The 12,583-nt window shown below is 67.2% G+C and carries 11 protein-coding genes; 2 read left to right on the top strand and 9 right to left on the bottom strand.

Features of this window, described 5'->3' with window-relative positions; all coding sequences use genetic code 11:
* The first annotated feature begins 12 nt into the window (after positions 1 to 12).
* Positions 13 to 741, top strand: a complete 729-nt coding sequence (locus tag ACX9OT_RS04900) for a response regulator (protein ID WP_032129364.1) — start codon at positions 13 to 15, stop codon at positions 739 to 741.
* A gap of 642 nt (positions 742 to 1,383) precedes the next feature.
* Here ACX9OT_RS04900 and recO read toward each other — a convergent pair.
* The 9 genes from recO to rpoE form a co-directional block, all read right to left on the bottom strand.
* Entirely contained in the window at positions 1,384 to 2,103 is a 720-nt protein-coding gene (recO, locus tag ACX9OT_RS04895) for a DNA repair protein RecO (RefSeq protein ID WP_032129846.1), read from the bottom strand.
* An 18-nt stretch (positions 2,104 to 2,121) separates the two neighbouring features.
* A complete protein-coding gene (era, locus tag ACX9OT_RS04890) occupies positions 2,122 to 3,018 on the bottom strand; it encodes a GTPase Era (RefSeq protein WP_010482823.1) in 897 nt (298 codons plus the stop codon).
* The gene (gene rnc, locus ACX9OT_RS04885; RefSeq protein ID WP_032129847.1) at positions 3,015 to 3,695 is read right to left on the bottom strand and encodes a ribonuclease III; all 681 of its coding nucleotides are present in this window, start codon (positions 3,693 to 3,695) and stop codon (positions 3,015 to 3,017) included. The genes era and rnc overlap by 4 nt, the downstream gene beginning before the upstream one ends.
* A complete protein-coding gene (locus ACX9OT_RS04880; protein WP_010482821.1) occupies positions 3,685 to 4,068 on the bottom strand; it encodes a DUF4845 domain-containing protein in 384 nt (127 codons plus the stop codon). The genes rnc and ACX9OT_RS04880 overlap by 11 nt, the downstream gene beginning before the upstream one ends.
* 52 nt (positions 4,069 to 4,120) lie before the next feature.
* Positions 4,121 to 4,915 (bottom strand): signal peptidase I, encoded by a 795-nt coding sequence (lepB, locus tag ACX9OT_RS04875; protein ID WP_459001229.1) that lies wholly within the window; start codon positions 4,913 to 4,915, stop codon positions 4,121 to 4,123.
* A gap of 54 nt (positions 4,916 to 4,969) precedes the next feature.
* Positions 4,970 to 6,763: a translation elongation factor 4 gene (lepA, locus tag ACX9OT_RS04870; RefSeq protein ID WP_032129849.1), complete on the bottom strand. Its 1,794-nt coding sequence runs from the start codon at positions 6,761 to 6,763 to the stop codon at positions 4,970 to 4,972.
* Positions 6,764 to 6,942: 179 nt separating this feature from the next.
* Complete coding sequence (locus ACX9OT_RS04865) at positions 6,943 to 8,478, bottom strand: DegQ family serine endoprotease (protein ID WP_032129850.1); 1,536 nt, start codon at positions 8,476 to 8,478, stop codon at positions 6,943 to 6,945.
* 74 nt (positions 8,479 to 8,552) lie between these two features.
* Complete coding sequence (locus tag ACX9OT_RS04860) at positions 8,553 to 9,443, bottom strand: sigma-E factor negative regulatory protein (protein WP_201117049.1); 891 nt, start codon at positions 9,441 to 9,443, stop codon at positions 8,553 to 8,555.
* Positions 9,440 to 10,060, bottom strand: a complete 621-nt coding sequence (gene rpoE, locus ACX9OT_RS04855) for an RNA polymerase sigma factor RpoE (RefSeq protein WP_010482816.1) — start codon at positions 10,058 to 10,060, stop codon at positions 9,440 to 9,442. The genes ACX9OT_RS04860 and rpoE overlap by 4 nt, the downstream gene beginning before the upstream one ends.
* Before the next feature lie 235 nt (positions 10,061 to 10,295).
* Between rpoE and ACX9OT_RS04850 the strand changes: the two genes are divergently transcribed.
* Positions 10,296 to 12,359: a 3-hydroxyacyl-CoA dehydrogenase NAD-binding domain-containing protein gene (locus ACX9OT_RS04850; protein WP_459001225.1), complete on the top strand. Its 2,064-nt coding sequence runs from the start codon at positions 10,296 to 10,298 to the stop codon at positions 12,357 to 12,359.
* Positions 12,360 to 12,583 lie beyond the last annotated feature (224 nt).

Genomic DNA, 12,583 nt, shown 5'->3' with positions numbered 1-12,583 from the left:
GAGGCAGCCCTGATGCAGATGACCCCGCGGGCCAGCCGGCCCCGCTTCCTGCTTGTCGAGGACGACATCATCAGCCGCGGTTTTTTCAAGGCGGCGTTGGAAACGTTACCGGCGGACGTGGACACCGCAGACTCATTGGCCAGTGCCCTGGCCAGCGCCGAGCCCGGCGCGCATGACCTGTGGCTGATCGACGTCAACCTGCCTGACGGCAATGGCGCGCAGCTGCTGCGCGAACTGCGCCGTTCACATCCCGACACCCCGGCGTTGGCGCATACCGCCGACGGCGATACCTCGATCCATGCGCGCCTGCGCGAGGCCGGTTTCAGCGACACGCTGGTCAAGCCGCTGGGCCGCGACCAGCTGCTGAAGGCGGTGCGCCGCGCCCTGGTCAACAGCCCGGCCGGGATCGTCATGGCCCAGGCGCCGGCCGCGGTCGAGCTGCAGGTACAGGACTGGGACGAGACTGCGGCACTGGCCGCGCTCAATGGCCAGCGCAACCACCTGATCGCGCTGCGCGAGCTGTTCCTGGCCGAGCTGCCGGGCGTACGCGATGCGGTCGAGCAGGCGGTGGACCAGCATGACGAGCGCCAGCTGCGCAGCCAGTTGCATCGGCTGCAGGCGAGCTGTGGCTTCGTGGGCGCGGCGCGGTTGGGCCGGGCGGTGCGCCAGTTGCATCATGCGCCGGAGTCCGGGCAGGCCCAGGCGGGATTCCGCGACGCGGTGGCTGCCCTGCTGCATTAAGGGTTGTTCGGCAGGGCTGCGCCCTGCACCTGCCGAAGCCTTCAAGCCAGGGCAACGTCAAAGGCCAAAGCAGCATTCCGTGGGATGGCGGGGCACTGTGGCTTTGCGGGGACGGCGCAAGTACGTCCATGTAGCCTTGGTCGCCGCTTGCTCGTGTGCGCGTTCCTGCGCACACGGCAAGACCGGGGTTGGGCGTCCTGCCCAACCCGCCCGAGGCATGCCTCGGGCCCATGCGGCTCACACCCCGCAAACCCACAGTGCCCCGCCTTCGACAGTTGGCCGGTGGCCAGTAGATCCACGCCATGCGTGGATGAATCTCAATCGGAATCAAATATTTCGAATTGAAATCGAAACGCATCCACGCATGGCGTGGCTCTACTGTGTCGACCAAGGTCGACACCCACCAGAGCAGAGTGCCATTCCGACAGCTCGCGAGAAACTGTCCAAGGCGGGGTGGGTCCGGTTGCGGGAGTGTCCGCGGCATGGATGCCGCGGCCAAGCCCCCATGGACGGGTTTACGGCGTCTCCCGCAACCGGACCCACCCTGCCATCCCACGGAATGCACGCTGTTGCTGTTGCTGTTGCTGTTGCTCGTGCCTTGGCCTCGGCAGGTGCAGGGCTGCAAGCCCTGCCGAACACCCCTCAACGCCTGGGAGCGAGCTGCTCGAGCATTTCCCAGGACTTCAGTCCTCGTGGCCCCAGGTGATGGGCCAGCACCCGCCGCATCGGCAGGCGCAGGCTGGCCAGGTCGGCGGCATCGGGCTCTTCGTCGGCGGCCAGCGCCAGCAGCGCCGAGCCGGTCGCGGCCGCCCGGCGTTCCCCACCGCGCTCGCTGAGCAGGCGCTGCGCGCCTTCCTGTGGGTCCAGTTCGTAGCGCGCGGCCGGGTCGATCGGCTGGCCGTCGCTGGCGCTGTCCAGATCGAAACCCAGGCCTAGCGCAGACAGCAGCTCGCGCTCAAACCGGCGCAGGGTCCAGGCCAGGCCGGCGCCCACGGCCAGCCGCGCGCGTGCCTCGCCGTAGGCCAGGTACAACTCCGGCAGCGGGTCCTGGCGCGGGGCCAGGCGCAGGGTCAATTCACTCAGATAGAAGCCGGCCAGCATCGCCTGGCCGACCAGGCGTGGCGCCGCATCCAGTGCCTCGGCACCCCGCAGCTGGGCCAATTCGCCCCGCTGCTGGGCACTGAAGCGGATCCACTGCAGCGGCTGCAGGGCCGCGCGCAGCACCTGTCCCTTGGCGGTGGATACGCCACGCGCGAGCAGGCCGATCCGGCCATGCTGCGCGCTCAGCACTTCGACCAGCAGGCTGGTCTCGCGATAGGCCCGTGCATGCAGCACGAAGCCGGTGTCGTCCTCGATCATCATCGAAGCGACTGCAACGGCTTACTCGTAACCGAAGGCCTTCAGTGCGGCCTCGTCGTCGGACCAGCCTTCACGCACGCGCACCCAGGTCTCCAGGAACACCTTGGCGCCGAACAGGCGCTCCATCTGCAGGCGGGACTTGGCCCCGATCTCCTTCAGGCGGGTACCCCCCTTGCCGATCACGATCGCCTTCTGGCCCTCGCGCTCGACCCAGATCACCGCGCCGATGCGCAGCAGGTTGCCATCTTCGGTGAAGCGCTCGATTTCCACGGTGGTGGCATACGGCAGCTCTTCGCCGAGCTGGCGCATCAGCTGTTCACGCACCAGTTCGCCGGCCAGGAAGCGCTGGCTGCGGTCGGTGATCTCGTCCTCGCCGAACATCGGCGGCGCTTCCGGCAGCAACGCCAGTACGTCGCGTACCAGTGCTTCCAGGCCGTTGCGCTTCTGCGCCGAGATCGGATGCACCGACGAGAAATCGCGGCCGGCCGTGACTTCCTGCAGGAACGGCAACAGCGCGCCCTTGTCCTTTAGCCGGTCGATCTTGTTGACCACCAGCACCACCGGGATACCGGCGTCGCGCAGAACATTGAAGGCCAGGCTGTCTTCCTCGTCCCAGCGACCAGCTTCGATCACCAGCAGGCCGGCATCGACGCCTTCCAGCGAACCGCGCGCGGCGCGGTTCATCACCCGGTTCATCGCCCGCTTCTGCACCTTGTGCAGGCCGGGGGTGTCGACCAGCACCAGCTGGCCTTCCGGATAGGTGGCGATGCCCAGCAGGCGATGGCGCGTGGTCTGCGGGCGGTTGGAAACGATGCTGACCTTGGCGCCGACCAGGGCATTGGTCAGGGTCGATTTGCCCACGTTCGGGCGGCCGATGACGGCCACGCTGCCGCAATGATGGGAAGTTTGTTCGCTCACTTGGAATCCAGTTGTTCTAGGACGGCTGCAGCCGCCTGTTGTTCGGCAAGCCGCCGCGAGGCGCCTTCGCCCTCGGTGCTGGCGGCCGGGTCGGCTACGTTGCAGCGTACCCGGAAGTGCTTGGCGTGGTCGTCACCGGATTCTGACACCAGTTCATACTGCGGCAACGCCTTCTGTCGGGCCTGCAGCCATTCCTGCAGGCGGGTCTTGGGGTCCTTCTCGGGCCGACCGGAAGCCGGCAGTGCCTCGATCGAAGCGCTGAACCAGGGCAGTACCACCGCCCGGCAGGCCTCGAAGCCGGCATCCAGGTAGATCGCGGCCACCACGGCTTCCACGGCGTCGGCCAGAATCGAGTCGCGACGATGACCGCCGGACTTCATTTCGCCCGGGCCCAGGGTCAGCCGTTCGCCCAGTTCCAGGGTGCGCCCGATCACCGCCAGCGCGCCTTCACGCACCAGCTCGGCACGGGCACGGGTCATCGCGCCTTCGTCAGCCTTGGGCCAGCGTCGGTACAACGCCTCGGCCGCCATCATGTTGACGATGCTGTCGCCGAGGAACTCCAGGCGCTCGTTGTGCGGCGCACCGGCACTGCGATGCGTCAGCGCCTGCTTGAGCAGGGCCGGGTCGCTGAAGGCATGACCGATCAGGTCGCCACGTTGGATGAATTTACTGGGCACCGCTTCGTGTCAGGTCCTGGGAAGAATCGAATTTGCCAACCACATCGAGGTTGCCGATCAGCTGACGGCGCACTTCGTAGTTGACCTTGAGGGTCCAGCCATTGTCGCGACGGTCGAACTTCACGTTGGCCGGCTTCACGTTGTCCGAATAGTTGATGTACAGGCGCTTGAAGAACAGGTCCTGGATGCGCGCCGGCTCCATGCTGCCCACGCCCGGCTCGTTGGCCAGGCTCTTCATCGCCGAGCGCACCGCGTAGTACTCCTGGTACATCGGGAACAGCTTCATGCCGATGTAGAGGAAGAAGCCAACCACGATCAGGACCGTCAGGAACGAGGTCAGGGTCATGCCACGCTGCGTGTTCATCGTCTTCATTGCGTTCTCCCCAGATACGCGTTGGATGTGAAAATACTCAGTTGGTGCCCGCTCAGTTGATGCTCGAGCCGATCCGCGACGGCTCGAAGCCATCCTTGCAGAACCAGCCTTGGCAGTTCAGCCAGATCAGGAATGCCTTGCCACGCAGGTTCTCTTCCGGCAGCAGGCCCCAGAAACGGCCATCGTCGCTGTTGTCGCGGTTGTCGCCCATCACCAGGTACTTGCCGGCCGGCACGGTCCACTGGCCCTGGCCACGCGGATAGTCGGTCTCCAGCACCGTGTGGGTGCGGCCCAGCAGGTGCTCGACCAGCAGGTTGGCGCCCTCGCCCTGGCCCTTGTGGCCGGCGTAGATGCCCTTGTTGTCGTACTTCAGCGGCTCACCGTTGAGGATCACGCCGTCGCCTTCGAAGACCACGGTGTCGCCCGGCACGCCGATCACGCGCTTGATGAAGTTCTCGCCCTTGGCCGGATCGTTCTCGCCATGGCCGGGGAAGTGGAACACCACCACGTCACCACGCGAGGGCTCGCCCACCGGCACGAACTTGGTGTTGCTGATCGGCAGGCGCAGGCCGTAGGAGAACTTGTTGACCAGGATGAAATCGCCGATCAGCAGGTTCGGCATCATCGAGCTGGACGGGATCTTGTACGGCTCGGCAATGAAGCTGCGCACGATCAGCACGATCGCCAGCACCGGGAAGAACGCACGCGAGTAGTCCACCAGCACCGGCTCGGAATCGAGCAGGCCCGCGCGCTGGGCGCGACGCTTGGCGAGGTACAGCTTGTCCGCGAGCAGGATCAGGCCCGAGGCCAGGGTCAGCACGACCAGGAGGATCTCAAACAGTTTCATTCAGGGTCCTTTGCAACGTCACCAGACGACCGGCCCCGCAGGGCCGGTGCGGGCTTACTTGTTGTCCATCTGCAGCACGGCCAGGAACGCTTCCTGCGGGATCTCCACGCGGCCGACCTGCTTCATGCGCTTCTTGCCTTCCTTCTGCTTTTCCAGAAGCTTCTTCTTGCGCGAAACGTCGCCACCATAGCACTTGGCCAGCACGTTCTTGCGCATGGCCTTGACCGTGGTACGGGCGATGATCTGCGAGCCGACGGCGGCCTGGATGGCCACGTCGAACATCTGGCGCGGGATCAGGTCCTTCATCTTTTCGCACAGCTCGCGGCCGCGACGGTCGGCATGGCTGCGGTGCACGATCAGCGACAGTGCATCGACCTTGTCACCGTTGATCAGTACGTCCACGCGCACGAACGGGCCTGCGTCGAAGCGCACGAAGTGGTAGTCCAGCGAGGCATAGCCACGGCTGACCGACTTCAGCTTGTCGAAGAAGTCCAGCACCACCTCGGCCATCGGCAGCTCGTAGCTGATCTGCACCTGGCTGCCCAGGTAGTTGATGCCGATCTGGCTGCCGCGCTTCTCTTCGCACAGCTTGATGATGTTGCCGATGTACTCCTCGGGGGTGAGCACGTTGGCACGGATGATCGGCTCGCGGATCTCCTCGACCTGGTTCACCGGCGGCAGCTTGGCCGGGTTGTCCATGTTGATGATCGAGCCATCGGTCTTCAGGACTTCATACACCACCGTCGGCGCGGTGCTGATCAGGTCCAGGTTGTATTCGCGCTCCAGGCGCTCCTGCACGATTTCCATGTGCAGCATGCCGAGGAAGCCGCAGCGGAAGCCGAAGCCCATCGCCTCGGAGCTTTCCGGCTCGAAACGCAGCGCGGCATCGTTCAGGCGCAGCTTGTCCAGCGCTTCGCGCAGGTCCGGGTAGTCCTCGGCATCGACCGGGAACAGGCCGGCGAACACGCGCGGCTGCATTTCCTGGAAGCCCGGCAGCGGCTTCGGTGCCGGGTCGCCGGCCAGGGTCAGGGTGTCGCCAACCGGCGCACCGTGCACGTCCTTGATGCTGGCGGTGACCCAACCCACTTCACCTGCACGCAGCGCCGGCAGCACCTTGCGCTTCGGGGTGAACACGCCGACGTTGTCGACCTGGTGGTTGCGGCCGGTGGACATCACCTGCAGCTTGTCACCTGCCTTGATCTCGCCCTGCATCACGCGCACCAGCGAGACCACACCCAGGTAGTTGTCGAACCAGGAGTCGATGATCAGCGCCTGCAGCTTGTCGGTGTCGCGCGGCTTCGGCGGCGGGATGCGATGCACGATCGCTTCCAGCACGTCCTGCACGTTCAGGCCGGTCTTGGCACTGACCGGCACGGCGTCGGAGGCGTCGATGCCGATCACGGCCTCGATCTCGGCCTTGGCACGCTCGATGTCGGCGGTGGGCAGGTCGATCTTGTTGATCACCGGCACCACTTCCAGGCCCTGCTCCACGGCGGTGTAGCAGTTGGCCACCGACTGCGCTTCCACGCCCTGGGCCGCATCGACCACCAGCAGCGCGCCTTCGCAGGCGGCCAGCGAGCGGCTGACTTCATAGGAGAAGTCGACGTGGCCGGGGGTGTCGATGAAGTTCAGATGGTAGGTCTGCCCGTCCTTGGCCAGGTACGGCAGCGACACCGACTGCGCCTTGATCGTGATGCCACGCTCGCGCTCGATCGGGTTGGAGTCGAGCACCTGCGCTTCCATCTCGCGGGCCTGCAGGCCACCACAGAGCTGGATGATGCGGTCGGCCAGCGTGGACTTGCCGTGGTCGACATGGGCGATGATGGAGAAGTTGCGGATGTTCCGCATCGAATCAGAAGACATAGGTGGCGGCGGCGCGCGGCGTCGTCAGGGTAACGGTCGATTATCGCATGCCCGGCGCCCGCCCGCGAAAACGGCCTCATCGGACCGGGACCGGAATGGCCGAAGCCCCGCCAGGGCGGGGCTTCGGGGAAAAGCAGGGGCCGCCGAAGCGGCCCCGGCAGGCCTTACTGGCCAGCCTTGACCGCGACGAACGCGCTGTTGCCGCTGCCGGTGCGCACCAGCAGCATCACCACGTCGCCCTTCTTGTAGCTGGAAAGCGCACGGTTCAGCGCGTCCACGCTGCCGACCTGGGTGCTGGCCACCTGCAGGATCACCATGCCCGGAGACAGGCCCGCATCACGCGCGCCCTGGCCCTTGACCCCGGTGATGCGCACGCCTTCGCCCGATTCCAGGCCCAGCTGCTTGCGCTGCGGTGCGGTCAGGTCACTGACGTCCAACCCCAGCAGGGCATTGGCGCCGGCCTGCGGAGCCGCATCGCTGTCGCCGGTGGCCGGGCCACGCGAACCGGCCTGCCCGTCTTCGGTCAGTGCGGTCAGGGTGGCACTGAGGTCGCGCGGCTTGCCATCACGGATCACGCCCAGGGTGACCCGGCTGCCCGGTGCCATCGCGCCGATCAGCGGCGGCAGGTCGGACCAGCTGTTGACCGGCGCGCCGTTCACCGAACGGATCACATCACCGATCTTCACCCCGGCCCGGGCTGCAGCCGAGTCCGGCACGATCTGGTTGACCAGGGCGCCGCGGCTGTCCGGCAGGCCCATCGCCTGCGCCTTCAGTCCGTCGATTTCCTGCACCACCGCGCCGAGCTGGCCACGGGTGACCTTGCCGGTCTTCTTGATCTGCTCGACCGCGCTCATCGCCAGGTCGATGGGGATCGCGAAGCTGATGCCCATGTAGCCGCCCGAGGCGGAGAAGATCTGCGAGTTGATGCCGACCACTTCGCCACGGGTGTTCAGCAGCGGGCCACCGGAGTTGCCCTGGTTGATCGCCACGTCGGTCTGGATGAAGGGCACGTAGCGCTGGTCCGGACCACCTGTGCTGCGGCCGAGGGCGCTGACCACGCCGGCAGTGACCGAGTGGTCGAGGCCGAACGGCGAACCGATCGCGACCACCCACTGACCCGGCTTGAGGGAGTTGGAGTCGCCAACGCGCACGGTCGGCAGGTTCTTGCCGTCGATTTTCAGCAGTGCCACGTCGTACTGCTGGTCGCTGCCCACCACTTTCGCGGTGAACTCACGGCGGTCACCCAGCTTGACCTTCACCTCGCTGGCATCGGCCACCACGTGGTAGTTGGTCAGCACATAGCCATCGGGCGAGATGATGAAGCCCGAGCCCATGCCGCGGCCCTTGATGCTGGGGCCACCGTCCGGACCGCCCGGGCCCTGCCCCGGCATCGGGAAATCCGGGCCGAAGAAGCGGCGGAAGAACTCCGGCATGTCATCGTCGCCCCCCATCGGGCCCCGCGAGGCCTGGCGGTTGTTGCGGACGATGGTGGTGTCGACGTTGACCACGCCAGGCCCGACCTGTTCGACCAGATTGGTGAAGTCAGGCAGGCCCGTGACCAGCGGCTGGGCCGGGGCCCGCGGCGCGGCGGCCGGCGCGGCCTGGGTCTGGGCGGCCGGAGCCGGGGCCTGCGCGCAGGCCACCAACGGCAGGGTCAGGGCCAGCAGGCCCATGGCCTGCGTGCGGAGTCGGGGAGTCATCGGACGGCAACCTCCGGATCGGATGGAAAGAGGAATACGGGCCCCGCCGACGGCGGGGCGTGAAAGCGCCCGGCTCAGTCGCGCGGGCGCGGCGGCACCGGCAGGTCGTCCTGCAGGCGCGGCTCGAACGGGTAGAACGCGGCGCCCCCGGCGTGGGCCGGGAAGCTCGCATTGAGCGCGCCACCGGCAGCGGGCGCCAGGCTGGAGCGCGGCCACGGTCGCGCCTGCAGGCCACCAACCTCACCGAACGGCATGTTGCGGCTGGCATTGTTGGCCGGCACGGTCGGGGTCAGCGGCGCCTGTGCAGCGGCCACAGCGCGTTGCGGCATGTCCTCGCGCTGGGCGGCACGCGCGGCCTGCTGGCTGCGGGTAGCGCTGGCGCGACGGGTGTCCTGGCGTCGGCTGGCCGCGGCCATGGCCACTGCCGGTACACCGGCCACGGCCATTGCGGCGGTATCCACCGAGGCTTCGGTTACCGGAGCCGGCGTCGTCGGCGCCGGAGCGGGCGCAAGTTCGGCCTGGCTGGCGATCACCTGCGGTGCCAGCGGCTCGCCCGGGGTGGCTTCCTTCAGCTTCTCGCCGCCCATGAACAGCGCCACCGCCGCCACCGAAGCGGCCAGTGCGGCGCCACCGCCCCAGGCCCGCCAACCGCTGCGGCGCACCTCGCGGCGCGGCTCGGCCTGCGGCGCCGGTTCGGCAGCGATGGCGGCGGCCACGGCCGCGCTGAAGCCGGCCGGCGCCAGCGCCGAGGCCTGCCCGCGCATCACGTCACCCAGCAGCTGCCAGCGTTCCTGGCAGCCGGCCAGCTCGGGGTCGTGCTCCATCCGGCGCAGCAGGAAGCGCGCTTCGTCGGCGCCCAGCTCGCCATCGACCAGGGCCGACAGCTGTTCGCGATGGCGCTGGTCCAGGCGCTGCCCGGCGGGCGATTGGTGGTTCTGCGATTCGTTGAACGGATTACTGGTCATACGCGGCTCTTCTCACGGGTGGCGCTGCCGATGTCCAACAGCGGCCGGAGTTCGGTGTCGATCGCCTCGCGCGCCCGGAAGATCCGTGAACGCACGGTGCCGATCGGGCACCCCATTTTCTGCGCGATATCTTCGTAACTCAGGCCTTCCACCTCGCGCAGGGTGATCGCCAACCGGAGTTCTTCCGGCAGCGCATTGACGGCCTTCATCACCGTCTGTTCCAGTTCCTGGCGCATCAACTCGCGTTCGGGCGTATCGGTGTCGCGCAGGCGCGTCCCGCTGTCGAACTGTTCGGCGTCACCGATGTCGATGTCATCGGTCGGCGGCCGGCGATTGTGTGAAGCCAGGTAGTTTTTGGCGGTATTCACGGCGATTCGATGCAACCAGGTTGAGAACTGGGCATCGCCGCGGAAACTTCCGATCGCGCGGTACGCACGGATGAAAGTGTCTTGGGCGACGTCCTGACATTCGCTCCAGTCGGCGATGTAGCGACCGACCAGGGCCACCACGCGATGCTGGTACTTGCGCACCAGGACATCGAACGCGGCGCTCTCGCCGTGCTGCACGCGCCGGACCAGTTCCAGATCCAGCTCCTGAGGTGTATCAACATCGGCCATGAGGGGCCGCACTCCTGTCAGCCCAACCGACGTCGGGCAATGAGACTGCCAATCCCGGGAAAAGTTCAGTCGCCGATCACCTGGCGCCGCACCAGCTTTTAACCACCGTTCCGTTAGCGTCCCGGTCCACGGCCATGGATCCGGGGTCGCCACTCCCCTGCTATTGGGATTTGACGCGGGGGAAACAACCTCTGGATCATAGCCGCTTCTCCATACACAACCGGATGGAACGTCCATGCTCTCAGGCTTCGATGGTCTCCGCTTCAGCCACTGGCACCCCGAGATCCGCGACGACGGCGTGGTGGTTCTCTCCCTGGATCGTCAGGACAGCAGCGTCAACGCCATGTCGCAGGACGTGCTGCTGGAACTGGGCGACCTGCTCGAGCGCATTGCACTGGACCCGCCCAAGGGCGTGGTGATCCAGTCGCTGAAGAAGGCCGGCTTCATTGCCGGTGCCGACCTGAAGGAGTTCCAGGAGTTCGACCGCCGCGGCACCGTCAACGACGCCATCCGTCGCGGCCAGGCCACCTACCAGAAGCTGGCTGAACTGCCCTGCCCGACCGTGGCAGCCATCCACGGCCACTGCCTGGGTGGCGGTACCGAGCTGGCGCTGGCCTGCCGCTACCGCGTGGCCTCCAATGACAGCAGCACCCGCATCGGCCTGCCGGAGACCCAGCTGGGCATCTTCCCGGGCTGGGGTGGCAGCGCGCGCCTGCCTCAGCTGGTCGGCGCACCGGCGGCGATGGACATGATGCTGACCGGCCGCACCCTGTCGGCCTCGGCCGCGCGCGGCATCGGCCTGGTCGACAAGGTGGTGGCACCGGCAGTGGTGCTCGACACCGCCGTCGCGCTGGCGCTGTCCGGCACCACCCGTCCGTTCAAGCAGCGCGCGACGGCCTGGGCCACCAACACCTGGCTGGCCCGCACCCTGCTGGCACCGCAGATGGTCAAGCAGGTCGCGCACAAGGCCAAGAAGGACCAGTACCCGGCGCCCTACGCGCTGATCAGCACCTGGCAGCACAGCGGCGGCAAGCCGATCCAGGCGCGCCTGGATGCCGAGCGGCGTGCCGTGGTGAAGCTGGCCAGCACGCCGACCGCGCGCAACCTGATCCGCATTTTCTTCCTGACCGAGCGCCTGAAGGGCCTCGGCGGCGGTGACTCCGGCATCCGCCACGTGCACGTGGTCGGCGCCGGCGTGATGGGCGGCGACATCGCCGCGTGGGCCGCCTACAAGGGCTTCGAGGTCACCCTGCAGGACCGCGAGCAGCGCTTCATCGACCCGGCCATGGAGCGCGCGCAGGCGCTGTTCGCCAAGAAGGTACGCGACGAGAGCAAGCGTCCCGCGGTGGCCGCGCGCCTGCGTGCCGACCTGGAAGGCAGCGGCGTGGCCGAGGCCGACCTGGTGATCGAGGCGATCATCGAGAACCCGGAAGCCAAGCGTGCGCTGTACCAGACGCTGGAACCGAAGATGAAGCTGGATGCGCTGCTGACCACCAACACCTCGTCGATTCCGCTGGTGGAGCTGCGCGACCACATCCAGCGCCCGGCACAGTTCGCTGGCCTGCACTACTTCAACCCGGTCGCGCAGATGCCGCTGGTGGAAATCATCCACCACGACGGCATGGCGCCTGAGACCGAGCGTCGCCTGGCCGCGTTCTGCAAGGCACTGGGCAAGTTCCCGGTGCCGGTGGCCGGCAGCCCGGGCTTCCTGGTCAACCGCGTGCTGTTCCCGTACATGCTGGAAGCCGCCACTGCCTACGCCGAAGGCATCCCGGGCCCGGTGATCGACAGGGCGGCGGTGAAGTTCGGCATGCCGATGGGCCCGATCGAACTGATCGATACCGTGGGCCTGGACGTAGCCGCCGGTGTCGGCCGCGAACTGGCACCGTTCCTGGGCCTGCAGATTCCGGCCGCGCTGCAGACGGTGGAACCGGACAAGCGTGGCAAGAAGGATGGCCAGGGCATCTACACCTGGGAAAACGGCAAGCCAAAGAAGCCGGACGTGGCCAGCGATTACCAGGCCCCGGCCGATCTGGAGGACCGCCTGATCCTGCCGCTGTTGAACGAGGCGGTGGCCTGCCTGCACGAAGGCGTGGTGGCCGATGCGGACCTGCTGGATGCGGGCGTGATCTTCGGCACCGGCTTCGCACCGTTCCGCGGTGGTCCGATCCAGCACATCCGCGCGGTGGGTGCCGATGCGATCGTCGAGCGGCTGAAGGCGCTGCAGCAGCGCCATGGTGACCGTTTCGCACCGCGCCCGGGCTGGGACAACCCCGCCCTGCGCGAACCGGTGGTGTGAGTTGATCGGCCGGGCCTGCGGCCCGGCACCCGCAGAGGCAACCGTCGAAGCAAAAGCCAGAGCCAGAGCCGGAGCAACAGCCGGCTCTGGCTTTTCTGTTTGTTGGGCGAGGCGGTGTCGGGTTGCGGGGACGCCGTAAACCCGTCCTTGAAGTGACCCCCGAGACTTGGACGGGGTCAGGCGGCCGATTGGGCCTGCTCCCGGTACTTTACCGGGCTCAGACC

The organism is Stenotrophomonas genospecies 3 (assembly GCF_054473855.1).
Note: the sequence above shows the minus strand (reverse complement) of the source record. Positions and strands in the feature narration are given on the sequence as shown.

Bases quoted from the DNA above. Each gene is read 5' to 3' on its own strand.
- ACX9OT_RS04900 (WP_032129364.1), top strand. From the start codon at position 13: ATGCAGATGACCCCGCGGGCCAGCCGGCCCCGCTTCCTGCTTGTCGAG.
- recO (WP_032129846.1), bottom strand. From the start codon at position 2,103: ATGATGATCGAGGACGACACCGGCTTCGTGCTGCATGCACGGGCCTAT.
- ACX9OT_RS04880 (WP_010482821.1), bottom strand. From the start codon at position 4,068: ATGAAGACGATGAACACGCAGCGTGGCATGACCCTGACCTCGTTCCTG.
- lepB (WP_459001229.1), bottom strand. From the start codon at position 4,915: ATGAAACTGTTTGAGATCCTCCTGGTCGTGCTGACCCTGGCCTCGGGC.
- lepA (WP_032129849.1), bottom strand. From the start codon at position 6,763: ATGCGGAACATCCGCAACTTCTCCATCATCGCCCATGTCGACCACGGC.
- ACX9OT_RS04865 (WP_032129850.1), bottom strand. From the start codon at position 8,478: ATGACTCCCCGACTCCGCACGCAGGCCATGGGCCTGCTGGCCCTGACC.
- ACX9OT_RS04860 (WP_201117049.1), bottom strand. From the start codon at position 9,443: ATGACCAGTAATCCGTTCAACGAATCGCAGAACCACCAATCGCCCGCC.
- rpoE (WP_010482816.1), bottom strand. From the start codon at position 10,060: ATGGCCGATGTTGATACACCTCAGGAGCTGGATCTGGAACTGGTCCGG.
- ACX9OT_RS04850 (WP_459001225.1), top strand. From the start codon at position 10,296: ATGCTCTCAGGCTTCGATGGTCTCCGCTTCAGCCACTGGCACCCCGAG.